General features: G+C 41.5%; 20 protein-coding genes and 2 pseudogenes. 14 read left to right on the forward strand and 8 right to left on the reverse strand.

Features of this window, described 5'->3' with window-relative positions:
• Positions 1-780: a prolipoprotein diacylglyceryl transferase gene (gene lgt / locus NE536_RS17510; RefSeq protein ID WP_261273484.1), complete on the reverse strand. Its 780-nt coding sequence runs from the start codon at positions 778-780 to the stop codon at positions 1-3.
• Positions 781-1,005: 225 nt separating this feature from the next.
• Positions 1,006-1,476 carry a cupin domain-containing protein gene (locus NE536_RS17515; RefSeq protein ID WP_261273485.1) on the reverse strand — a complete coding sequence of 157 codons (471 nt, stop codon included), beginning with the start codon at positions 1,474-1,476 and terminating at the stop codon, positions 1,006-1,008.
• Between the two features lie 381 nt (positions 1,477-1,857).
• Between NE536_RS17515 and NE536_RS17520 the strand changes: the two genes are divergently transcribed.
• A complete protein-coding gene (locus tag NE536_RS17520; RefSeq protein WP_261273486.1) occupies positions 1,858-2,766 on the forward strand; it encodes a GGDEF domain-containing protein in 909 nt (302 codons plus the stop codon).
• 160 nt (positions 2,767-2,926) lie between these two features.
• Here NE536_RS17520 and NE536_RS17525 read toward each other — a convergent pair whose 3' ends face one another.
• Positions 2,927-5,116: an OsmC domain/YcaO domain-containing protein gene (locus NE536_RS17525; protein WP_261273487.1), complete on the reverse strand. Its 2,190-nt coding sequence runs from the start codon at positions 5,114-5,116 to the stop codon at positions 2,927-2,929.
• 744 nt (positions 5,117-5,860) lie between these two features.
• Here NE536_RS17525 and NE536_RS17530 point away from each other — a divergent pair.
• From NE536_RS17530 to NE536_RS17545, 4 genes and pseudogenes are all read left to right on the forward strand, one after another.
• Positions 5,861-6,205 carry a hypothetical protein gene (locus tag NE536_RS17530; RefSeq protein WP_261273488.1) on the forward strand — a complete coding sequence of 115 codons (345 nt, stop codon included), beginning with the start codon at positions 5,861-5,863 and terminating at the stop codon, positions 6,203-6,205.
• Positions 6,206-6,226: 21 nt separating this feature from the next.
• A pseudogene (locus NE536_RS17535) lies at positions 6,227-6,415 on the forward strand (TonB-dependent receptor plug domain-containing protein); the annotation flags it as partial.
• A gap of 612 nt (positions 6,416-7,027) precedes the next feature.
• On the forward strand, positions 7,028-9,073 hold the full coding sequence (locus NE536_RS17540) for a TonB-dependent receptor domain-containing protein (protein ID WP_342455089.1): 2,046 nt from the start codon (positions 7,028-7,030) through the stop codon (positions 9,071-9,073).
• 65 nt (positions 9,074-9,138) lie between these two features.
• The gene (locus NE536_RS17545) at positions 9,139-11,055 is read left to right on the forward strand and encodes an alpha/beta hydrolase family protein (RefSeq protein WP_261273489.1); all 1,917 of its coding nucleotides are present in this window, start codon (positions 9,139-9,141) and stop codon (positions 11,053-11,055) included.
• 633 nt (positions 11,056-11,688) lie between these two features.
• Here NE536_RS17545 and NE536_RS17550 read toward each other — a convergent pair.
• Entirely contained in the window at positions 11,689-11,919 is a 231-nt protein-coding gene (locus NE536_RS17550) for a hypothetical protein (protein ID WP_106651614.1), read from the reverse strand.
• A 320-nt stretch (positions 11,920-12,239) separates the two neighbouring features.
• On the opposite strand from NE536_RS17550, the gene NE536_RS17555 reads away from it, so the two are divergent.
• Together NE536_RS17555 and NE536_RS17560 are read left to right on the forward strand one after the other, a co-directional pair.
• Positions 12,240-13,904, forward strand: a complete 1,665-nt coding sequence (locus NE536_RS17555; protein WP_261273490.1) for a methyl-accepting chemotaxis protein — start codon at positions 12,240-12,242, stop codon at positions 13,902-13,904.
• Between the two features lie 199 nt (positions 13,905-14,103).
• Positions 14,104-14,283 (forward strand): DUF6435 family protein, encoded by a 180-nt coding sequence (locus tag NE536_RS17560; RefSeq protein WP_261273491.1) that lies wholly within the window; start codon positions 14,104-14,106, stop codon positions 14,281-14,283.
• 31 nt (positions 14,284-14,314) lie between these two features.
• Here the strand turns inward: NE536_RS17560 and NE536_RS17565 are convergent, their stop codons facing one another.
• Positions 14,315-14,731 (reverse strand): ribosome recycling factor family protein, encoded by a 417-nt coding sequence (locus tag NE536_RS17565; protein WP_261273492.1) that lies wholly within the window; start codon positions 14,729-14,731, stop codon positions 14,315-14,317.
• A gap of 167 nt (positions 14,732-14,898) precedes the next feature.
• On the reverse strand, positions 14,899-15,786 hold the full coding sequence (locus NE536_RS17570; RefSeq protein ID WP_261273493.1) for a LysR family transcriptional regulator: 888 nt from the start codon (positions 15,784-15,786) through the stop codon (positions 14,899-14,901).
• Between the two features lie 99 nt (positions 15,787-15,885).
• Here NE536_RS17570 and NE536_RS17575 point away from each other — a divergent pair, with 99 nt between their 5' ends.
• Together NE536_RS17575 and NE536_RS17580 are read left to right on the forward strand one after the other, a co-directional pair.
• Positions 15,886-16,512, forward strand: coding sequence for a short chain dehydrogenase (locus NE536_RS17575; RefSeq protein WP_259572995.1), 627 nt, complete (start codon positions 15,886-15,888; stop codon positions 16,510-16,512).
• A gap of 165 nt (positions 16,513-16,677) precedes the next feature.
• Positions 16,678-16,923: a DUF3297 family protein gene (locus NE536_RS17580; protein ID WP_006080205.1), complete on the forward strand. Its 246-nt coding sequence runs from the start codon at positions 16,678-16,680 to the stop codon at positions 16,921-16,923.
• Positions 16,924-16,984: 61 nt separating this feature from the next.
• Here the strand turns inward: NE536_RS17580 and NE536_RS17585 are convergent, their stop codons facing one another.
• Positions 16,985-17,800 carry a substrate-binding periplasmic protein gene (locus tag NE536_RS17585; RefSeq protein WP_261273494.1) on the reverse strand — a complete coding sequence of 272 codons (816 nt, stop codon included), beginning with the start codon at positions 17,798-17,800 and terminating at the stop codon, positions 16,985-16,987.
• Positions 17,801-18,152: 352 nt separating this feature from the next.
• On the opposite strand from NE536_RS17585, the gene NE536_RS17590 reads away from it, so the two are divergent.
• From NE536_RS17590 to NE536_RS17610, 5 genes are all read left to right on the forward strand, one after another.
• On the forward strand, positions 18,153-19,061 hold the full coding sequence (locus tag NE536_RS17590; RefSeq protein WP_261273495.1) for a nuclease-related domain-containing protein: 909 nt from the start codon (positions 18,153-18,155) through the stop codon (positions 19,059-19,061).
• A 187-nt stretch (positions 19,062-19,248) separates the two neighbouring features.
• On the forward strand, positions 19,249-19,608 hold the full coding sequence (locus NE536_RS17595) for a hypothetical protein (protein ID WP_261273496.1): 360 nt from the start codon (positions 19,249-19,251) through the stop codon (positions 19,606-19,608).
• Between the two features lie 2 nt (positions 19,609-19,610).
• Positions 19,611-20,249, forward strand: coding sequence for an ABC-three component system protein (locus NE536_RS17600; protein ID WP_261273497.1), 639 nt, complete (start codon positions 19,611-19,613; stop codon positions 20,247-20,249).
• A gap of 1 nt (position 20,250) precedes the next feature.
• A complete protein-coding gene (locus NE536_RS17605) occupies positions 20,251-20,754 on the forward strand; it encodes an ABC-three component system middle component 5 (protein WP_261273498.1) in 504 nt (167 codons plus the stop codon).
• On the forward strand, positions 20,744-22,651 hold the full coding sequence (locus tag NE536_RS17610) for a hypothetical protein (protein WP_261273499.1): 1,908 nt from the start codon (positions 20,744-20,746) through the stop codon (positions 22,649-22,651). Before NE536_RS17605 ends, NE536_RS17610 begins: the two co-directional genes overlap by 11 nt.
• A 488-nt stretch (positions 22,652-23,139) precedes the next feature.
• Here NE536_RS17610 and NE536_RS17615 read toward each other — a convergent pair.
• Positions 23,140-23,522, reverse strand: a pseudogene (locus tag NE536_RS17615) (transposase); the annotation flags it as partial.

Here is a 23,522-nt window from a genome sequence, read left to right on the forward strand (position 1 = left end):
TTAAACGGTTTTCTTTCGATACGCCAAGAACAACAAGACTATACCTACGGCTAAAAACGGTAAGCTCAGAAGTTGTCCCGCACTTAGCACTGATTCAGAGTAAGCCGCTTGGCTGACTTTAATCGATTCAATCGCAATTCGCGCACTAAATACCGACACCAGAAACAGGCCGAAAATCGCGCCATGCCGTTGTTTAATCTGCGTAAATTGATACAGAGCATAAAGCGCAATAAAAATAGCCAAATAGGCAAAAGCCTCATAAAGCTGCGCCGGATGTCTTGGCAACATATCAACACGGGCAAATATAATGCCCCAAGGTTTAGTCGTTGGATCGCCTAAAATCTCTGAGTTGGCAAAGTTCGCCATACGCACAAAAAAGCCAAAAATGGCGGTGGCGATCGCGAGTCTATCCAACAAAAACAGGAATGGCAGCTTCACTTTGCGTTGGTAATAATACAGCGCCAGAATCGCCCCTAAACCCCCACCGTGGCTGGCGAGTCCACCTTCCCAAATCGCCAAAATCTTAAGCGGATGGGCAAAGTAATAAGCCGGATCGTAAAAAATACAATGGGCTAAACGCGCGCCCACTATGATGCCAACCACACAATAAATCAGTAGATTATCAAGGGACTCGACATCGAGGTTTTCCTTGATATAAATCCGCTTCATCACCTGAAAACCGGCAGTGATAGCAACAGCAAACAAGACTCCATACCAATGTATTTTTAGTCCCATAAACGAGATTAATACAGGATCGAGCTCCCACACTAAGTGTTCCAAATTCAATTACTCCTAACACTTGGTACATAGAGGTACGCCAAAAAGCCTGTTTTACGTGGTTAAACGCCAATAGACAAGCCTTGCCGCGGGGATATCTTACTATTGAGCCAAATTTAACGACACTGAATAGCGCCGAATTAGCAGAATGATGCAATTTCGACCGAATCGAACTCTCACTCATTAATGGGTTAATTCACGCACTAATGGACGCGCTTTTTTACACCACTAGCGGCTCAGACGTTTGATGATTTCGCTGTGCTGTGGATAGTGGGCTAGTAACGTTTTTTGGCTAAATAGCTTGAAATCATCGAAGGTAAAACCGGGGGACACCATGCAGCCCACGAGCGAAAAACCGGGTTGATTCATGGCTGAACCAAAGATACAGCCCTTAGGGACTAAAAACTGTGGTCGCTCACCCGCCGCTAAATTAAGCCCTAATTGCGCCGTGGTTAACACACCTTCAGGGTCAATCATATAAATGGTGAGCGATTGTCCTGCATGGAAGTACCACATTTCATCGGCGGTTAGTCGGTGAAAGTGGGAAACTTCCCCCGTGCGCAGTAAAAAATAGATACTGCTCCATAATGCCCGAGTCTGATCAAACGGCGTTTCAGAACGATAGGATGAGCGGTAATAGCCGCCCTCAACATGCTGTTCTAGCGCTAAATGTTCAATAAAATCATCGGCAGTGTGCATGATAAATCCCTGGATAAAATTAAAACCGCAATTGAGCTTCTAAGTCTACTCGAAAATCATCTGCCCACTAAGCGCCATAATTAAGCTTTTTGAACATAAGCACACACGCCAAAGCAAAACATCACTTAAGAGTCATTATGATAGGCAAAGAACGAGTAATGGCTTTGTGGTATCAATCGCGTGAGTGACTTGGCAAAATCATGACGACAAATAAATTGTACGCCGTGCCGTAATGATTTGTTGTTCAAACCCAAAGCGGCTAGATTATTATGAGTTAGCGGGATTCATTGGCGGCTAAATAAAGCTCCAAAGAGCGGCTCGTAATGATGACTTGGACACGCAGACATAAAGTTAAGTGACTTTCCACAGGGATCTTAATTGATGATCAATATTGAACAGATGGCGTTAATCCTCGATGCACTGCCAGATCCTGCCTTAATATTGTCAAAAAGTGGTCGGTACGTGGCTGTATTCGGCGGTAAAGATGGGCGTTATTACCACGATGGCAGTGGCTTAGTCGGCTTGTACCTTACCGATGTATTAAACCCCAATAAAACAAATTACTTCTTAGGCATTATTGAGCAAGCTTTGGCTAGCCGAACATTACTGATTGAGGAATATGAACTTAGCAATAAAGATGTCAAAGGCTTGCCCGATGCGGGCCCAGATAAACCCATTTGGTTTGAGGGGCGAATTCAGGCGTTAGATTTTCTCGTCAATGATGAACCTGTGGTGCTCTGGGTCGCCAGTAATATTTCAAAGCGGCATGAGCTTGAACTACAACTGCGTCAGCTCAGCGACACCGATCAGCTCACAGGGTTATATAATCGCCGCCGCTTAGAACGTGACTTAATCGTTCAATTCGACACTTTTCAGCGCCACCGTACGCCCACCTCAATCTTGATCCTCGATTTAGACCACTTAAAGTCCATCAATGATCAGCTAGGTCACTATGCTGGCGATCAAATTATCATCGCCGTTGCCGAAACCTGTCGTACACAATTTAGAAAAACCGATAGCGCGTATCGTTTTGGTGGTGATGAATTTGTGATTGCCCTGCCCGGTGTCGAGCATTCGCAAGCGGTTGAATTTGCAGAATACCTCTGCGATTGCTTTTACACTGAACTGCAAAAATATGCGGTTAAAGACTTATTTGCCACAGTAAGTATCGGGGTCGCCAGCATAGAAGCATTGGATACTTCCTATGAAGACACGCTTAAGCGGGCCGATGCCGCCTTGTATCAAGCTAAACGTAACGGTAAAAATCGAGTTATATCAAATACCGCCTGAGCTGGGTTGAACATTTCAAACCACACATAGCAATAACAAGCGCCCTTAATAAGTGATAGCCACAAGTGCTCATAAGCAGCACGCATCAAAAGGCAGCCAACAAAAAAGCGAACCCTAAGGTTCGCTTTTAAACACATTAAGCTAATGCTAAATAACAGAATTAATTCGCGTCTTTCGCAGCTTTACGGGCTTGATGCAGTTTTTTATAGCTTTCAATCAATCTTAAATGCGGCTCAATACCCTCGAGCTGCATGCTGGTCTTAGTTAAACCGCTAAAACGTATTTTTCCTGTAACACTGCCAACCACTTGCTCCATCACTTCCTCACCAAACATACGGGTGAAGTTATGGATAAAATCATCAAGTTCTAACTCTTCATCTAAAGTCACTTCTAGCACAGCATTCATGGCTTGATAAAACAGGCCGCGTTTAACGGTATTGTCGTTAAACTGCAGGAACTCGCCGACTAGCTCAATCGCGTCTTCATGCGCACCGAGTGCCAAATAAATCAGGATCTTAAGCTCGATAATCGTGAGCTGACCCCAAACGGTATTTTCATCAAATACAATGCCGATTAAGGTGCGAATATCCGTATAGTTATCGAGTTGGCTTTCTTCTAAACGATTGACCAAATTAGCCAATTGCTTAGTGCTTAACGAATGTAGATTTAAGATATCTTCACGGTACGCCAGCGCCTTGTTGGTATTATCCCAAATCAAGTCATCAACTGGATAAATCTCCGAATAATCAGGAACTAAAATACGGCACGCCGATGCGCCTAAATCGGTAAACTCGGCGATATACACCTCTTTACCTAACGCTTCTAAGATGCCAAACAGGCCGTTGGCTTCTTCTTCGCTGGTGCCAGAAAAATCCCATTCGCAGAATTCATAATCAAATTTACTGCTAAAGAAGCGCCATGAAATCACTCCTGTTGAATCAATAAAATGCTCAACAAAGTTTTCTGGCTCGCTGACCGCCATGCTGTTAAAGGTTGGTTTTGGCACGTCGTTTAAGCCTTCGAAGCTACGGCCTTGCAACAGCTCTGTTAAGCTGCGCTCTAGTGCCACTTCAAAGCTTGGGTGCGCACCAAATGAGGCAAACACGCCGCCGGTTTTCGGGTTCATCAGGGTCACGCACATCACAGGGAACTGGCCGCCGAGTGAGGCATCTTTGACCACAACCGGGAAGCCCTGCTCTTCTAAGCCCTTAATGCCTGCGAGGATGCTTGGGTACTTTTCGAGTACAGACATAGGCACATCGGGCAGGACAATTTCTTGCTCAATGATTTGGCGTTTTACAGCGCGCTCAAAAATCTCTGACAAGCACTGTACATGGGCTTCTTGCAGATTATTACCCGCACTCATGCCATTGCTTAAGAACAAGTTTTCAATCAGGTTCGATGGGAAATAAACCGTTTCACCGTCAGATTTACGGGTGTAAGGAATCGCACAGATACCGCGCTTAACATTACCTGAGTTGGTATCAATCAAGTGCGAACCGCACAGCTCATCGTCTGGGTTATAAATCTCTAAACAATAGTCATCCAGAATTCCCGCTGGCAGCGCATCGTCTTCTTCTAACGCAAACCACTTTTCATTGGGATAATGCACAAATTCGCTATTAGCGATTTCGGTACCAAAGAATTGATCATTATAGAAAAAGTTGTTATTTAACCTCTCAATAAACTCGCCGAGTGCCGAGCACAGTGCGCTTTCTTTGGTCGCGCCTTTACCATTGGTAAAACACATTGGCGAAGCGGCGTCACGAATATGCAGTGACCAGACGTTCGGCACTATGTTACGCCATGATGAGATCTCAATCTTCATTCCAAGATCGGCGAGCATTCCCGTCATATTCGCAATGGTCTGCTCCAGTGGCAGATCTTTACCCAGAATAAAGGTGCTCGAGGCGCCATTAGGCTGGCCCATCAGCATGGCATTGGCGTCTGCGTCTAGGTTTTCAACGGTTTCAATCTTAAATTCTGGACCCGTTTGCACCACTTTTTTAACGGTACAACGGTCAATTGAACGCAAAATACCTTCGCGATCTTTATCGGAAATATCTTCTGGCAATTCAACCTGAATTTGGAAAATCTGGTTGTAGCGATCTTCTGGATCAACAATATTGTTCTGCGACAGTCTGATGTTATCCGTTGGAATATCGCGGGCTTTGCAATACACCTTCACGAAATAGGCCGCACACAGGGCTGACGACGCTAAGAAATAATCAAACGGACTAGGAGCAGAACCATCACCTTTGTAGCGGATCGGTTGATCGGCGGTCACGGTAAAATCATCAAACTTGGCTTCAAGTCTAAGATTGTCGAGAAAATTAACTTTGATTTCCATTGAATATGATTTCCACTAAATATGCGAGTCTGTAGCAGCCCATCGACCAAGTCGCGTCATTGGTAATGAGTCATTAAGGGGGAATTATCGGTGTTTTTGGCCCATTAGTCTTGGGTTAATTATGTTAAAAACCACAATCGGGGCATTTGCGGCTGAGCTTAGTGGGTTGAGTAGCGGGTTTGAGTTGGAGCTTAGATTAAATAACAGGAAGGCCAAGTAAGCCAATCGGTCGCAGAGTCACACTCTGTACAAGAAAAAATTATGGATGTTTTTCAGTCTCTCGCTTAACCGACAGAGAGACCATATTGCCTTAAAATTAAGTGTCTGATGTGATTAGACCAAACTAGGGCTGATTCTATTTATTGCATTTTAAATACCTAATTTTTCACAAAATCAAGCCGAATAAGTTTCAATGCCACAATTGGAGTTGTTAAATATATTGTGTAGTAATGGTCAAATAACGCCCTACTGGCTCCGCGCTAACCTTACCTTTATAAAAAATCCGCACTTCTTCCTCCTGCGCAACAACTTAAACATTGTGCTTTAGTGCATCTTCATACTTATCACTCACCAATTGTTGACTTAAGGTTAATAAAGAATGTAGATTTTACATGTTGATATGGATATCGTTAACCTCAGGTTAACAGATTGCAAACTCAATGATGCAAAAAATATATAATAACTATTATCCAACTACATGCGATTTGTAATCACGTGGGACGAGTTGGGACTAAGGGAGAAAGTATGTTTAAACGAAATTTATTGTCCACGGCAGTAAGGTATTCCTTACTACTTGGTGCCACAGCTTTTGCAGGTAATATTTACGCTGCAGAGGCAGCAGAGGAAGTGGCTCCACAAGAGACAAAGCTGCAAACTGAGCAAGAAGATCTATTAGGGGCTGAAGACATACAAGAGCGTGTCGTTGTTACAGGTTCTCGTATTCGTAAAGCTGAGTTCTCACAAGCTTCTCCAATTCAGGTGATTAGCGGTGACGTTTCTCGTGAAATGGGTATGTTTGACGCTAGTTCAATGCTGCAGTCGACTAACCAATCGGCAGGGATCCAGATTGACAACTCATTTGGTGGTTAGGTTCTTGATAACGGTCCAGGCGCAAGTACGATTGGTTTCCGTGGTTTAGGTGCCGAACGTACTTTGGTTCTTATTAATGGTCGACGTATGGCACCTGCTGGTGTTGGCGGAGCGCCAACATCTCCAGATTTGAACTTAATACCTGGTATTATGGTTCAGCGCATTGAAAACTTATTTGACGGCGCTTCAACTGTCTATGGTTCTGACGCCGTTGCTGGTGTTGCCAACGTTATTCTCAAACAAGATGTTGAAGGTTTCGAAGTTAACGCAGCATATAGTCAACCGAAAGGTGATGGCGGTGAAGAGGTCAATTTATCCGCACTTTGGGGTAAAACCATGGATAATGGTTTTATTACAGTTGGCGCAGAATATATGGATAGAAAAACACAAACACGTGGTGGCTATGACTTCACTACGGGTTGTGAAGAACGTATTTTTGAAGCTGAGGATGGACGCATCATTACTCGTGCTAGTGGTAATGGCCCTGTTGCTCGAGGCGATGTCGATACCTGTGATACTTTCCCGCTAACTAACCGTGTACAATTTGATAACTTTTGGGGGAGTTTATATTCCACTCCAGGTTATACAAACGTAGGCATTCCAGGATTTAGTGAAACGACTGTTCCAAATCAATACGCTGGTTTATTACCAACCTGGGTTGAAGCAGACTCTAATGGTGATGGCATTCCAGATCGTGTCATGGTCGATGGTAATATGGATGGCTTTATGGACGTGGATTTACAAGATCCACGCTATGCATATCAGCAATCTGAGTACTATCGCTCTGGCGACTATATCTCTAGTCAAAAACGCTTATCTGTCATGCTCAATGGTGAATATAATTTCCAAGATGATAGTGATACTACCTTTTATTACGAAGGTCTGTATGCCAAACGTAAGTCACCAATTTTTAATCCCGGAGCACAAATATTCCAGTGGGTAAATGCAACCAATCCGTATAACCCTTGTGGCACCAATGGCATCAATTGTATGGCTGAAGTGGGTGCAGACTGGGGGCCAGTGGATGCTCGACCAATTATAAATATTCGTGGTGATCGTGATCAGACTGATGTTGAAGTTGCACAGTATCGTACAGTTGCCGGTTTTACAGGTAATTTACCGGTATTTGAGAACATAGGTTTAAATAACTGGTATTACGATATCTATGCTTCGTACAGTGCTTCTAAAGGTACTGATGAGCGCCGCGGTATTAATGAAGCAGCATTAGTCCATTCGTTAGAAACATCAGTATTAAATGCCGATGGTTCTATCACATGTGGTGATGGTACTGATGGTTGTGTGCCTGTTAACTTATTTGCCCCTGATTTATATCAAGCGGGTGGTGGTACATTAAGTCAAGCAGAAGCCGATTATTTGTTCATTGACCGTAATATGGAAACCAAAGTTAACCAGTTTGTCGTGAGCGGTTTCGTAGGTGGTGATCTGTTTAATTTACCTTGGAACGCTGAGCCAGTATCAAGCATTTTAGGTCTTGAATATCGTCGCGACGAGATTGAGTCTAATCCTAATGCAGCAGCAGCAGATGGTTTACTATGGGGATATTTTGCTGACCAAGGTGCTGATGGTTCACGTATTTTACGTGAAGCGTTTGCTGAGTTTGAATTCCCATTAGTTAAAGGTAAGCCAGGCATTGAAGAGCTATCCCTAACAGCATCAGGACGTCTTTCGTCTGAAAGTTACTATGATACTGCATCGACTTATAGTTTAAAGGCTGTTTATCGCCCTGTTGAATGGGTGACGCTACGTGGAACACAAGGTACTTCTTATAGAGCGCCTAACTTACGTGAGCGTTTCTTAAACGGTACAACGGGCTTTAATACCGTTAGCGATCCATGTGTAGTGCCAACAGATGCTCGAATTACTGATCCGTTGAATCCAAACGTACCACCAACATATAACCCAGCTGAAGATAATCGTGACGCCTCAGTGCTCGCCGCATGTCAAGCAGCAGGAGTTGATCCAACCTCACTTGGTATGGGTGTAAATGGTGGTGATGACTTTAGCGATAGCTACAGTGCTGAAATTGTGACAGGTGGCTCTACTGAACTTGAGCCAGAAACATCTGTGGCGAAAACTTATGGATTCGTAATTGAACAGCCTTTCTTTGAGGATGTTAATTTTACAGTATCTATGACCCGTTTCGACATCGAAGTCACTAACAGTATTGCTGAACCAAGTGCATCATACAGTATCGATCAATGTTACAGCGCAGATGGTAATGCAGCGTTCTGTAATCGTATCGATCGTGACGCTGGTGGTCAGATTAACTTAGTGGATTCTAGTTTCATTAACATTGGTCTATTGACGTCTAAAGGTTATGACTACAACGTTTACTACAGCCAAGAGTTTGTTTTATTTGACAAAGGACTGGATATTTCTTTAGATCTACAAGCGACTCAAATGACAGAGTCTCTCTACGATGTATTGGGCACAGTAGACGATAACTTAGGTGAGCCAGATGTGCCAGAATGGCGTGCTTCTGCATTGCTTTCGTTTGATTATAACGATTTTAAACTTAGCTGGCAGACTCGTTATATTGGCGCAGGTTCTGAGGATGATCTTGGTGATTTTGTGGAGGATACAGTCGCTTGTACTGGTATGACTAACTCTTCAGGTGGTCCATTACTATGTCGTCCTCTTGGATTTACCGAAGATTATTATGTACATAGCGTGTCACTTTCTTATGACATGGATAACTACTCATTCTCTTTAGGTGTTCGTAACGTATTTAACGATGCGCCACCTAAAGTTGATGCAGAGGGCTCATTCTCTAACACAAACATTCCGTTAGGTGTGGGTTATGAGAGACCACGTACAATATTCATGAACGTTGGTGCTAAGTTCTAATAGGCTTTTCTATCAGATGTAAAAATGGCCTCGCTATGCGGGGCCATTTTATAGAAGGATTTAACATGAAATTTGCAACTCTTAGTTTTTTTGCACTAGCAGTAATAGGTTTATCTGCTTCGGGAGAGGCCAGAGAAACAACGACTATGCCTTCGTCTGAAAAGGTATCCTTAGACGCCTTTACCATGATGCCACTAATTCGCAGTGTATCTGTATCAGATGATGGAAAAAAACTCGCTATACTTCGTGCTACCAGCAAGGAAGGTGATTACATAATTGAGATTAGAAATCCGCATAATCTAAGTGAAAAGCCGATTGTACTAGGCGCAGATAAAATGATGGTGTCAGGAGTCGTATGGCTAAATAACAATAAATTAGGGGTAATGTTTCGCCAAATTTTGAAAGACGGCGCCAGTAAGTTTTGGACAAATAAATTTGCTATTATTTCGGCTGATGGTAAAGGATCATGGCTTATTCCATTTAAAGATGAGCCTCGTGCGGGATTTTCACTCATCGATCGCCTACCAGATAATGACAACGAAGTACTTGTAGAGACAGATTTAAATCGGAATTATATTCCTGATGTTGTTCGCTTCAATATTAATACTGGTCGCAGCGTAACGGTTATGCGTGGTAGTACTAAAATCTCCGGTGGTTTTATCTCTGATCATGATGGCGATATTCGTGCCGCTCAAGGATGGAATTTTGCAGACAACGCAATAGATCTTTTTGCTCGTGAAAAAAATAGCGAAGAATGGAAGCTCATTAAACAAATTTCACCTAAAAGCCGAGAAAGCTACAGTTTTGCAGGATTCTCTGTAGAAAATCCTAATGAAATTTATGTTAATGCTAATTTGGGTAATGATAAAACTGGTATTTATCTATACAACATCAAAACAGGTACCTATTCAGAGCGTCTATTTGGACTCGAAAATGTCGATGCCGATGGCGTGATTTTTGATAGAAATGGCAAAACATTAGGATTTAGTTATACCAATAAACACCCTGAAAGATACTTTGTTGATGATAAAGAGCAAGCACTTTACGATGCGTTAGCGCCGTTGTTTAAAGATAAATTTGTTTCTATTATCAGCCGTTCAAATGACGATAACGTACTTGTTGTTAGAACAACATCAGCAAAAGACTCGGGTAGTTTTTACGTGATAACAGATAAAAAGTCTTTAGAAAAAATTGGTGAGAGATTGCCATTCTTGCAAGAAGATATACTTTCGAGTGTTAAGTATGTTTCATATACCGCTCGAGATGGCAGAAAGATTAATGCATATGTCACTTTGCCAAAAGGAAAAGCGCCATTTCCAGCTGTCGTATTACCTCATGGCGGACCATGGGTTCGCGACACCATTTTGTTTGATGAATGGGCTCAACTTTTAGCGAGTAATGGTTACGTTGTTATCCAGCCTAACTATCGTGGTTCGACGGGTTATGGGATTGAGCATTGGACCGCAGGCGATGAGAACTGGGGACTGAAAATGCAGGATGATTTAGATGACGCTGCATTATTTTTAGTTGAAAAGGGACTAGCCACAAAAGATAAACTTGCGATGTTTGGTTGGAGCTACGGAGGCTATGCTGCATTTGCCGCCTCTATGCGCGACAACAATATATATCAATGCACAGTTGCAGGCGCTGGCGTTAGTGATTTAAGTCGAATTAATGCGACATTGAATGACAGTCGCTATCTATCAAGATTACAACGTCCAACAATCAAAGGCATATCGCCATTAGAGCAGGTAGAAAAAGTTAACGTCCCTATTCTCGTTATTCATGGCGATATCGATAGTCGTGTACCAGTCGAACATAGTCGAGCGTTCGTTAAAAAGTTAGAAGAATATAAAAAGGACTACAAATATGTAGAACTTAAAGATGCCGACCATTTCAGTGACACATTATTTTATAACCATAAAACAATACTATATACAGAATTGCTAAATTGGTTAGACAACAAATGTGGTTTAAAATAGTCACTTTTTAAAGTTGAAAGCCTAGATATAATCTAGGCTTTTTTATGTTGGCGCCCCATATTTTCCCATCTGGACAGGCTTGAGGACAAAGGCTGCTCCCCGATGAGTGACTAATCCACCATGTCATAGCTAAAATGCTTTCCGTATGTAGACTGAACATGAAACATGCTCAAGCGATTAACTTTCTCCCCATACTGATTTATTTAAATTAATGAATATGACGAGACACCTGGTTGCCATTTATGTAATGGTGTATCAAATCAAGATTTCAGAAGAAACGATTACCCTATTAGTGACTATCTACAGGCGGTACCAAGTAATCAACGAAACTTTTCAAAGCAATTTATAGTGTCATGATACTGATTAACGCAACAAATTCATCACTGCACATAAAGTCATCGACGATAACATAATTACCTCTATCATTTGGGATTTGGGGTAGCCGAAGTTTGTGTTACACCGCAACCGAGACAACAAACTATAACTAAAAATCATTAATGCAGAGTTTATGCTATTGCAAATATGGTTTGTTAAACCTATCTTAGGCCAGAATTTAACTCCGAAGTGAGCCATAAGAAAAACATAAAAAGGACAAGCCAATCGGTCGCAGAGTGACACTCTGTGCGAGAAAAATTATGGATGTTTTTCAGTCTCTCGCTTAACCAACAGAAAGGTTAAATACATCTTAGTGGGTAATGACAAGACCATGCCAAAGGCGACACACATAGCGCTGATAATAATCCCTTGCACGCCCATCGCCTCAACGGTTTCATTAAAGTTATGCAGATAAATTCCCAGCGCAATAAGACAAATCCCCACACTAATGCAAATTTTCAGCGTTAAAATCAGCTTTTCATTCGTCACTGTTCCGCCCTTACCCTTTGCCGCTATGTCGCTTTGCTACTGGTCCGCTGCAAATCAGATATACGCTCAAGGTTTGCAAAATTCTAGCCGCCATTTGCATCAAGTTTAACTAATATAGTGAACGCATTTCCCCCAGAGAGCCTTGATTAAGATCAACGAAAGTAGCCCAATTTAAGGTGCCCCCAACCCATGAGGCATAAGAAAAAAGCGTGCTTTTTGTCATTTACATTATATTTTTGTTAACTTAAGCACTTAAGAATATGGGAAATTAGCTATACTGCCCTGAAATAAAAAGGGTGTTCATCATGGAGTCGTCAAGCATGTCTAATTTCAGTTTACGTAATAAATTACTGCTGTTATCGCTATTCCCGTTAATCCTGACCCTGTGCATACTCATGACAGTTTCTTACTATGTCGAACAAAGCGCCCTTGCCGATGAAGTCACAACGTTTAGAACTAAGCTTATCGGTGAACGTAAAACCCAAATAAAAGAAGCCACCGAAATTGCGGCCGGCATAGTGCAATATCAGTTGTCTTTAAAAGAAAATGGCAATGTAAATCAAGCGCTACGTGATATCCGTTTTGGCAGTTCAGGCTACTTCTTTATCTACGACTCCCAAGGCAAAAACCTATTCCATGCCGTCATGCCCAACCTCGAAGGGCAAAATAAAATTGATATGACAGATCCCCGCGGCACTAAAATCATTGTCGGTTTACTCGATGCCGCTAAAAAAGGGGACGGTAACTTCTCGTTCTATTTCCAAAAACCGAATACCAATGAGCAAATTGAAAAAATCGGTTACTCCATGATGATCCCTGGCACTGACTGGATGCTAGGCACGGGAGTCTATATCGATGATATCGACACTGTCGTTGAGGATTATCGTGCGACGGTCACTGAGCAGATGATCGAAAAATCCTATGCCATTCTGCTAATTGCGCTGTTACTCGCCGCGATTACTGCCGCTGTTATTCTGATCACCGCCCAACGTATGGTCGCGCCTATTAAAAATATGGCAGACAATTTAAACGACATCGCCAAAGGCGAAGGCGATTTAACCAAACGTCTTATTGTGAAAGGTGAAGATGAAATTGCACAACTAGGCCAATCCTTTAACCTGTTTGTCGATAAACTCCAAACCATCATAGGCGATGTGGCAAACGCGACCACTAAAGTTAAAACCGCCGCCAACGCGATTCACGATCAAACCAAAGTGATGTCGAGCCAACTCATCAGCCATAACAATGAAACCGATCAAGTGGTTACCGCTATCACTGAAATGTCAGCCACCGCCAGCGAAGTAGCGCAAAATACCACGCAAGTGGCTGAAGCGACTCACGCTGCCACTGGCGATGTAGCCAATGCTCAGCGCTGCGTCGATGCTTCTTTAGAAGAAATTTCGGCACTCATGGCGCAAATCAACAATGCGGCGGGCAGTATTCAATCCTTGAGCGAACAGTCTAAAAAAATCAACAACGTGCTGTCAGTGATTGGCGGTATTGCTGAGCAAACTAACCTATTGGCATTAAATGCCGCCATCGAAGCGGCCCGCGCCGGAGAACAGGGCCGAGGCTTTGCCGTGGTGGCCGATGAAGTGCGTAACTTAGCGAGCCGAACGCAATCAAGCACTTTAGAAATCAATGAGATGCTAACTGAACTGCACAAGCTTGTCGCACTGGCAGTAAAAACGATGGAAGAAAGTCAGCAAAGCTGCGTGCGCTCGGTAGACTCTTCCCGTGCAATTTCTGAAAGCCTTGGTTCAGTGACATCGGCGGTCACGGCAATTAACGACATGAGCACCCAAATTGCGACGGCGGCCACGGAACAAAGCTCTGTAACCGAAGAAATCAACCGTAATGTGTTCGCCATCCAAGAGATAGTGAATGAGTTACTCCATTCCAGCGAAGATGCTGCCAGAGTCAGCCAGACCGTGTCGCAGGAAGGAATTAACTTAGGTAAGCTCGTCGGTCAGTTTAAGATTTAAAATATTTTCAATGGGTTGCAAGCTAGAGAAGACATAGCAACCCATTGGTTTGCTGCAAATGTAAGATAAGGTCTCAGCCTTGCTGAGACCGATGGCAGTGGAATTGAAGGATTGTGGGATTTTTTAATTTCAAAAAGTAAAACTTAAATCCCATTGCCTACGTATATAAGTCCAAATACCCAATCCAATAGAAATGGCCATGTTCTCAATATTTAAGAAAAATCCCTTAAAAAAATTAACTCAGCAATATAACGCCAAGCTTGAACAAGCTATGCATGCCCAGAGAAAAGGCGATATTAGATCCTACTCAATGCTGACCGCTGAAGCCGAGCAAATCGAAAATCAAATAAAAGTGCTAGAAAAAGCAGCCCAGCAATAGAGGCGCATAGTGAGAACGCGAAACAAGCAAACTACCAAGAGTCGGCTTGAAAACGTGCCAATCTGGCCTCTGTGATAGTACATTGCGTCAGTTGCATCAACTCACCTAAAGTGATCGCGGGGTTGTCTGTGATAAGCCGAATCAACTTAGCGTCTAAGGGCTCTAACTTGTCCGCATGTTGCAGCAAGGCTGACTCCAACTTTTTGATAAGATAGCCAAACTGGCCATCATTAGCGATTAACTGCTGCGCCAGCAATGGCTCACTTTGTAAATGCGCACTGCAGGATTGGATCTTGATCGCCGCGCCAACTATGCACCAATTCCTTGAACACCGCACACGCTTAAGCTCGCAATCATACTGAGTTGCAATCGCCTGAGCCTGTTTAACCGCTTCCCGCCCAATTCGATGAATGAGCGAGGGCAGCGAGATACTAATGTCGTCGTTCATAACGCTTGGTTAACCGCTCTTTGATGCCTGCATGGATAAAGGGAAAAGCCTGCTCGACTTTAGATTCAAATACAAAATTCAATGCGCGGCAGTGTACTCTGCCTCACTTTATTCTAAAAGCTCCGCCCTCTGCCGGATAAGATTTGATGCGATTATGCTTTTACTCATTAACCCACATATTTTGAGTGAGTTTCGCACCAAGTTTGTAGCTTATGTTGTAAATCGCGCAGCTTCTTTGGGTAATGGCTCTGCTTGGCATAAACCATGTACAACTCATGTGGATAGCATTGCCATTGGGGAACGAGCAAAGTGAGTTTGTGCTGAGCGATATCCTCCTCTACCAAATAATAAGGCAGGCTAGCGATACCTGTACCACTCAAAGTAAGCAAATGTGTAGTGGCATAGTTTGAACTACACAGTGTAGGCTCAAAAGTGAGCGTGAGACTGTCCCCAGCGACCGGTTCAAACACCCACTGAGTTTCACCCGAAGACAATAGACGATAATGGCGTAAATCATCAGGGTGACGCACCTCTGCGGCGGCGGGATGCGCGGGCGCAACCACTAAAACATGGCGAATTCTGCCAAGATATCTGGCGATAAGATTATCGCTGTGCGCAATGCTTGTTCTTAAGGCGAGATCAAACTTGCCGAACTCAACATCTTGAATATTCTGCTCAAAACACAGTTCGAGTTTCACTTGAGGATACGCAGCAATAAACTGGAGCAGCATAGGACTCAGCAATTTTTTGCCCAGTTCCGTTGGAGCGGTGAATTTTAAAGTGCCGCAGGAGTCCTGCGTTAAATCCTGCACTAAACGCCCAGCTTCATTTGCCAGCCTCTCGATTTCGCAGGCTTTACCAAATAACGCTTGCCCTGCTTCGGTCATTGATACTCGCCGAGTGGTTCGGTGGAGTAATTGACAACCCATTTCATCTTCAAGGGATTTAACATGGCGCGACACTAAGCCTTTAGAAGCGCCGAGTTGTTCAGACGCAGCGCTAAAACTGTGCATTTTGGCAACCAGCATAAATGACTGCAGATGGGTGAGATTCATCAATTGAATCCATTAACGAAACAATGTGGTGATTATATGCGCTTTTTCTATTTAATTAACCAGACTATCCTCAATTCGTATTCAATTTAGGAGCATGTCATGAAAATAGTCGTAGTGGGTGCATCAGGCACAATCGGACAAGCGATAGTCCGCTTATTTCATTCAACTCAGCATGAAGTGATTCAGGTAGGGCGAACAACGGGGGATGTCCTGATAGATATTCGGGACGAACATTCACTCCATCAAGGGCTAAAAAAAGTCGGTAAAGTCGATGCAATTATCGCAGCGATGGGAGACGTCGCCTTTAAACCCTTTGCCCAACTCGACCAAGCCGATTGGCAAAAAGGCATACAGAGCAAATTGTTAGGCCAAATCCAGTTAGTGCAAATTGGCAGTCAGTTTTTAAATGCGGGCGGCAGTTTTACCTTAACCAGTGGCATTATCGCCGATGTCCCAGTAAAAGATGGCGTTAGCGCCGCCACCATAAACGGCGCACTTGAGCATTTTGTTACCGCCGTCGCGGGAGAATTACCTGCGCAGCAGCGAATAAACATTGTCAGCCCAACGGTATTAAGCGAGTCGTTAGCGAGCTATCAGGACTATTTCCCCGGTTTTAGTGCAATCAATGCCGACACATTAGCCAAGGTTTATTTGCGCTCAGTCATGGGCAGAGAAAACGGCCGAGTGCTGAAAGCCTTTTCCAGCTGCGGCGCAGTCTTGCCTTAACAGCAGTGTCCTAACTGCAATGCCCTAACAGCTGTGCCCTAACAGGACAACCGAACCTTGTAACGCAAGGCGCGTAATCAGTCACAGTTAAAGTCTTGAGCGTTGCGCTGGGATTGCCTACAATAGCGCACGCTTTTTCACTATAGACAATGACAGATCACGACCATGACCGACACAACATCATTACCTGCTTTACCGGATCGCCTTTCCGTTAACCCACGCAGCCCACACCATGTGGCAGAAATTTTCGAGCACGATATCGGTATTAAGCTCAACGGCAAAGAGCGTTTTGATGTCGAAGAATATTGCATCAGTGAAGGTTGGGTAAAAGTGCCAAGCAAATCCTTAGACCGTCGCGGCCAACCTCTTTTGCTCACAGTAAAAGGCACAGTTGAAGCGTTTTATCGTTAAGCTTTAGCGCAAAGAGCAGGATCATAACAACGGCCAATTAATATTGGCCGTTTTTGTTTGCCTATTCTACTTCTGCGGCTAAACCATAGGCCTGGTAAATCTGTTTTACACGGCCCGATGCAGCCATATCAAGCAGCGCCCGATTAAGTTCATCGAAAATAGCAGCATGGGTAGAGTTACGGGACATACCAAAATAATGTTCGATCCGATTCGACTGACGGTAATCGGCATAGCTAAAACGATCGTAACCGAGCTGCTTGAAGGCATTCTCAATGGCGGCACGATCGAGCACCACCATAGTGTCGAAACGCCCCATGATAAACATGCGAGCCATGTTTTCATCATCGGTAGACTCAATTTTACGTAGCGCGGGATCTGTATTAAAACGCTCAAAATAAACTGTGCCCCGTTTAACCCCTACAGTAAGCTGATACAAATCCTCATAGGACTTAATCCGTCCTTCCTCGCCGGCTTTTACGAGAAACAAAATATCACGAGTTTGCGTGGCGATAGGACCAAGAAACCGTACAAATGCCTCTCGTTCATCGTCTCGTATGGTGCGCGGCACAATATCGACCGTTCCGACCCGCAACTCATGAATGCTGCGTGCAAAAGGACGCGCGCTCCATTCGACGCGATAACCGACCTTAGCCGCCGCTTCCTCAAGAATATCCTTTAATGGACTCGTCATAGTATTAGTCTGCTCATCAAGCACCATCTCAGGAGGACGATGCCGAAAATCGGCACGCAGCACTTTAGAAAAAGGAGCCGATTGCAGCTCAGCGGCGACAATGATGTCCGCGAAAAAACCACAACCAAGCACACACAAAATTGCGTAAACAGAAGGCAACGAAACAAGGATACTTTTAAAATACATAGAGATGCCCGCGAATTTATATGTTGCATTTAGCATAACTCAAAAAATCGAAAACTAAAGTGCATAAAACATAGGCCCAGCCTGTAATTGTGATAAAGCGCATTGATTAAACTGCACAGAGCGGGTTAAAGTGTGACCACAAAGTAAAAAGTGTGACCACTTAAGGAAAATGCAGGGCAAACTCGAACTCAATCATCGAGCACGCCATTTAGGGAAGAAGAAGCAAATCAGCAATGTGCGCCCAAACTCTAAGCAGACAAGTCTGCCACCACTTTCCAAAATAATAAGTACATTTTATTAGCGGGTTATGTCATCGGGTTAACTATTGACTCGCATTACTTCAGGGACGTAAATGACCGATTTCAGCAGCATTCTTTTATCCTACGGGATACTTCTGTCTGGCCTTCTTGTCACAGTGGGTGTGATGTATGTGTTGCTCAAACATCGCGATGCAACCGTCAAGCTGCCCGTTGATCGTGAGCAACTGACCCGTATCCCCGCCTATGGCTTACAAGAGCAAATCCATGATCTGCAATTAGATTTAATCGGCTGCATGATGATGGGACTATTGATTGTTTGCCTTCCATTTGCCGCCAGCAGCATCCAAGCGCATATCACAGTCGGAAAATTCCCTTGGTTGTTCGCCTTAACAGGTTTAATAGGAGTAATTTACTTCGGTATTAAAACCTGGAAACTCTTTTCAAAGCTCACCAAGTTACGCCTAGGTCATACAGCAGAAATCGCCACAGCCAATGAACTCATAGGCTTACAAGCATTGGGTTATCAAGTGTTTCACGATGTCCAAGCCGACGGCTTTAACATCGACCATCTTGTCGTAGGCAAAAATGGCGTATTCGCCATTGAAACCAAAGGCCGCCATAAGCGCAACAAAGACCTACTCCAAACCAATGGAAATGGCCTAGGCTCTGGTAAAAAAGGTTATCAAGTATTTTATAAAGACGGGCGATTAAACTTCCCCTCGTGGACAGAAACCAAACCCATCGAACAAGCGCAGCGCCAAGCCCAATGGGTCAGCCAATGGTTAACCAAAGCCACAGGCACGCCAGTAACCTCAACCCCAGTCCTAGTATTCCCCGGCTGGTATGTCACGAGTCAATCAAAACCACCGTTCCCGATCCTCAACCACAAACAATTAGTCGGCACTATCCCAACACTAAGAACCCAAGCACTCACCCAGCAACAAGTAGAACAAATTATTTATCAAGTCGCACAAAGATGTTTGAGTAAATCCGAAACTTAATGTGGAATGAATGGTTTTATTATCAGACAAAATCAGCAGGAAACGGTAATTGTAAGTACTAAATAGTTATCGAATTATTGCAAAACAAGGTTTACATTGAAGAAGTTAATCTGGCAATATTAATAACCTAATACAACCTAAACTAAACTAAACTAAACTAAACTAAACTAAGAGAATTATAAATAAAATGGAAAACATATTTAAAGAAACACTCAAAAAATCACCAATAATTACTCTAGCAATTGCACTACCATACGCAATTTTCACCAAAATTTTAGATTTAGAATTTAACATCGAAATTATAACGATAATTATTTTATCAACTGTTGCAATATCATATTTAACCATTTACCTAAAATTAAGAAAAAAAATTAAATCAGAAATAAAAATTTCTGAACAAGAAATAGAAAACATTAAAACTGATGGTGGTGATTTTTTAATTGGAACGAACAATTTAGACTCTGAAAGTATAATAATAGAAAAAAACACCGTTAAAGGAGTTGAAACTGGTGGTGGGAACTTTACTGTAGGAGTTAGGCGTGATTAAAAATGGGAAATAGTACAAATCTAACTCTTATAGAAAGAGTAAATAATGATTATGAAATGATTGAATCACGTATGAAAGAAAATAACTCTTTATTATCTATACACGAAAATCAAATTTCAAATATAAATACAAATGGAGGTAATTTCACTGTTGGTCATTATTATGCTCCGAATCCAACCAAAATAGAGTTACTAATTAAAGCTGCAAGAGCATTTGCGGATGATAGTGAGGAATACCGAGATTTACTTGATGAACTAGACAATTATCAAAAGCCACGACTAGGTCGAGAAATTATTGGTTTGGAAAAAAAATTAGAAAGAGCAAAGATGACACCATTACTTGAAGATGCTATTTATCTTAAAAGTAATGCCATTAAAAAAATTGCACGTTATCAACTACAGAGTCATAAAGCTGCGGTGCACAACTACATTTACGGAAAAATCAATGAAATATTTAATTCTCAAATAGCACCCAAAATTAGAGCTGGACAAAATTACAATGAAATTGACCAGTTTATTTCAACTATGATTATTCAACCGTTAGCTGATGAAGTATGTGCCGCAGATCCAACAATAAATAGTGATACAATAAGAGGAATGCTGTATATATTAACAGGCAATTGCCATCTAACATGGAAATAACATGCTACTCTACCATCCTTATAAAGACTCTAATCATTGCATATTTAGAATGCTCACAATTCTATCTACTCTAGATAAAAGCATCGAACTGGAAAAACTAAGAATTTTAGATTTTTATTATATTTTCCCTCATTTCATAAAGGAGATTGATGGCTGGCCAAGAGCATATATATCTTTCAAGAAAATAGCAGAGGAGATCTCTGAACCTTTCGAGAACACCCCGAATAAAAAAAAGCTTTTTTTTGAACTTAATCAAATACAAAGTCAGGCAATAATGAAATTATGTGCAAGAGAAATATTATCAATTAAATTAGCAAAAAATGGGATAATTAAACTTGAAAAATCAAAGATCTCTGAAGATTTCATGAAAAATATTGAAGACGAAAAAAACAATAATGCAATTTCATTAAATTTGGTTTCTAACTTCTTGTCCAAGATTGAATGGAAAGGAAAAAATGGCCTAAAAAAAAGAACAGGATTGATGGAGTATAAATATGACGAATAAAACAAAACTAAAAATAAATCGTGTCGTTATAAAGAAATCAGGTAAAGATGCATACAATGAAGAATTTCATTCTGGAATAAATATTATTCGAGGAGAAAATAGTACTGGTAAATCTACGATAATGGAACTTATATCATATGGTATTGGTGCAGATATAAAACGACAACATTGGAAAAACGAGGCTTTAACTTGTGATGAAATATTCATTGACTTATATCTAAATACTAGGCGTTTTTTATTTAAGAGACCAATAGAAGATGAAGGTAGTAAACCTCCAATATATATGAAAGAGGGTAATTATGAAGATGATGCAAAAACTCTAGATGGATGGCATAAATATGGATATAAGAAAACAGAAAATAAGGTAAGTTTTGCGACCAGAATATTTGACTTACTTGGTTATAAACAGCATGTCACTGCTGAAGATGATAATTTGACCGTCCATCAAATTTTCAGATTATTATATGCAGATCAAGATACTCCAGCATCAAATATTTTCAGATGGGAACCTTTAAACTACGATAAAGACTCTATGAGATTAGCCATTGGAGAGTTTTTATTTGGATTTGATGACTTATCGATACACGACCTACGTCAAAAAAGACAAATAGCCAACAAGAAATTTGAAAAAATTGATGAAGAGCTAACTTCAATCTATAGAGTATTAGGAAAAACAAATATAAATGCATCTACTAAGGAAATAAATAAAGAAATTCAGTTACTCAACAATGACATATTGATAATTGAAGAAAAGATAAAGAAAAATAGAATAGAAAGTTTTAATTATTGCGATGAAAAGCTAAAGGCTGAAGCTATAAATATTAATAAAAAAATCTCTACAACTTCATCTAACATCGCAAAACTAGAGAATGAAATAGTATCCATAACATATGACATTAAAGAGAGTGAAGACTTTTTAAATTCGCTTGAGTTTAGAAAGTCATCTATAACAAATGCGCAAGCAACAGTAAATTACTTAGGCTTAGTTGATTTTGAATATTGTCCTAGTTGCTTAAGTAGAGTGATAGATTCTAAAAATTACAGTTGTTGTAGTTTATGTAAAACAGAAATTAACGCCAGCGTGATAAATGAATCATATTTACAGGCTATTGAACAAATTGATTTCCAGTACAAGGAAACATCATCATTAATTGAAATAAACAAAATTAATAAATCACGAATTCTTGCAAGAATAAACTTAGAAATTAATGAAATAAACAAACTAAGGTCAGAATTTAGAGAGGTAAACTCATTTACAGATGACTTTGAGCTTAACTTAACAAGATTTGCTAGCGAAAAAGGTTTTATTGAATCTCAAATTAAATCATTGAGTGACAAGTTAGAGTTAGCTGCAGAGATTGATTTAAAGGTTGATGAAAAATTAAGATTACAACATATACTCACTAAAATAGATGATGAACTCAGTAGACTTGAAAAAAATCAATATAGAAGGAAAAATAAAGTTTTTTCAGAAATTTCAAATTCAGTTATTAATATACTATCGAAAGATACGGGGACTGAAGACAGATTTAGTAAAGCCGAAAAATTTGATTTCGACTTTGCTCAAAACATTATGCTTTTGGATAATAGAGCTAATTTTTCTGCAAGCTCAAATGTCTTGCTCAAAAACTCGTTTCATTTAGCAGTGCTTCTCACAGCCTGTAATGATAAAGACTTTAGACTTCCGTGTTTTACTATGTTAGACAATATCGAAGATAAAGGAATGACTCAAGATCGAAGTAAGAATTTCCAGAGGATTATTGTAGAATTGTGTGAGAAGATTAATACTGACTTTCAAGTAATAATGACAACATCCATGATTGATGAATCATTAAATAATAAAAAGTATGGTGTTGGTCCGTATTATAACAAAGGTGAACATACTTTAAATTTATAAATAATTCGAAATATATCTAGACAGATATATGTTGCGAATATCAGGACAGACATAACTCTCCACTCAATGGTTACACCAGAACTGGCATTGTTGCACCAGTGATCTTCTAAAACATGGATGTTTTAGTAGAGCCTACAAGGATGACTAATGTTTACATCATGGGCGGCGAGTCACTGGTGTAGCTAATATAAGAGAATGCAAAAGCCTGCGGTAGGCAATTGGGGAATACCGTAGCAAGAAGCCACAAAATGGCCAGAATAAATGGCCATCCATAATAAATCAACAACATAACCTACTTGTGGCTTGCCTACGTCGGCAATGGCTAAAATTGCTTAAACGAGAACCATCAAACGTGGCAAGGAGTGCATCTGAGATAATAAATTGAGCTAATTCGTTCAAAAATGGCGTATTTCGGACGAGACAAGCCATCCCGTAGTGCTTGAAAGGTGTTCGGAGATGATGGTTTTAGAAGTGATATTAAGTCGCTATCAGTTGCAGTGAAAATACTGACAGCTTGCCGCAAAGTGCCGTCGTCGTTTTTCTAAATGTTCACAGTAATCGGTCAGTTCTTGCAGCGTTCCCACTGGGCCATGAAATAACTTGCCAAACTCGGTAGTGAGCTTAAGCCAATTGTCTTTGTGGATATTTAATCTTGTCAGTAACTTAGCGCTATTTTCACTGATGCTTCCACGCTTATCACTGCGAATTATTCGACCTGTATCATCAACCAATTGAAGGTAATCAATTAAGGAAAACGCAATGCCATTGGGCCGGTTCTCACGCTCATTACCGATAAAAGGTAGTAGATTTTTAGGTTGTTCACCTTTTAATGCGGCCCGAATGCGCAGCTGAATACTGGTATGGTCGGATT

Origin of the sequence: Shewanella septentrionalis, assembly GCF_025370265.1 — a bacterium.
Lineage (GTDB): Bacteria > Pseudomonadota > Gammaproteobacteria > Enterobacterales > Shewanellaceae > Shewanella > Shewanella hafniensis.

What these genes read in the sequence shown, in the direction of transcription:
- NE536_RS17515 (WP_261273485.1), bottom strand. Translation starts at nt 1,476, where the DNA reads ATGCACACTGCCGATGATTTTATTGAACATTTAGCGCTAGAACAGCAT.
- NE536_RS17520 (WP_261273486.1), top strand. Translation starts at nt 1,858, where the DNA reads ATGATCAATATTGAACAGATGGCGTTAATCCTCGATGCACTGCCAGAT.
- NE536_RS17525 (WP_261273487.1), bottom strand. Translation starts at nt 5,116, where the DNA reads ATGGAAATCAAAGTTAATTTTCTCGACAATCTTAGACTTGAAGCCAAG.
- NE536_RS17530 (WP_261273488.1), top strand. Translation starts at nt 5,861, where the DNA reads ATGTTTAAACGAAATTTATTGTCCACGGCAGTAAGGTATTCCTTACTA.
- NE536_RS17540 (WP_342455089.1), top strand. Translation starts at nt 7,028, where the DNA reads ATGCTCAATGGTGAATATAATTTCCAAGATGATAGTGATACTACCTTT.
- NE536_RS17545 (WP_261273489.1), top strand. Translation starts at nt 9,139, where the DNA reads ATGAAATTTGCAACTCTTAGTTTTTTTGCACTAGCAGTAATAGGTTTA.
- NE536_RS17555 (WP_261273490.1), top strand. Translation starts at nt 12,240, where the DNA reads ATGTCTAATTTCAGTTTACGTAATAAATTACTGCTGTTATCGCTATTC.
- NE536_RS17560 (WP_261273491.1), top strand. Translation starts at nt 14,104, where the DNA reads ATGTTCTCAATATTTAAGAAAAATCCCTTAAAAAAATTAACTCAGCAA.
- NE536_RS17565 (WP_261273492.1), bottom strand. Translation starts at nt 14,731, where the DNA reads ATGAACGACGACATTAGTATCTCGCTGCCCTCGCTCATTCATCGAATT.
- NE536_RS17570 (WP_261273493.1), bottom strand. Translation starts at nt 15,786, where the DNA reads ATGAATCTCACCCATCTGCAGTCATTTATGCTGGTTGCCAAAATGCAC.
- NE536_RS17575 (WP_259572995.1), top strand. Translation starts at nt 15,886, where the DNA reads ATGAAAATAGTCGTAGTGGGTGCATCAGGCACAATCGGACAAGCGATA.
- NE536_RS17580 (WP_006080205.1), top strand. Translation starts at nt 16,678, where the DNA reads ATGACCGACACAACATCATTACCTGCTTTACCGGATCGCCTTTCCGTT.
- NE536_RS17585 (WP_261273494.1), bottom strand. Translation starts at nt 17,800, where the DNA reads ATGTATTTTAAAAGTATCCTTGTTTCGTTGCCTTCTGTTTACGCAATT.
- NE536_RS17590 (WP_261273495.1), top strand. Translation starts at nt 18,153, where the DNA reads ATGACCGATTTCAGCAGCATTCTTTTATCCTACGGGATACTTCTGTCT.
- NE536_RS17595 (WP_261273496.1), top strand. Translation starts at nt 19,249, where the DNA reads ATGGAAAACATATTTAAAGAAACACTCAAAAAATCACCAATAATTACT.
- NE536_RS17600 (WP_261273497.1), top strand. Translation starts at nt 19,611, where the DNA reads ATGGGAAATAGTACAAATCTAACTCTTATAGAAAGAGTAAATAATGAT.
- NE536_RS17605 (WP_261273498.1), top strand. Translation starts at nt 20,251, where the DNA reads ATGCTACTCTACCATCCTTATAAAGACTCTAATCATTGCATATTTAGA.
- NE536_RS17610 (WP_261273499.1), top strand. Translation starts at nt 20,744, where the DNA reads ATGACGAATAAAACAAAACTAAAAATAAATCGTGTCGTTATAAAGAAA.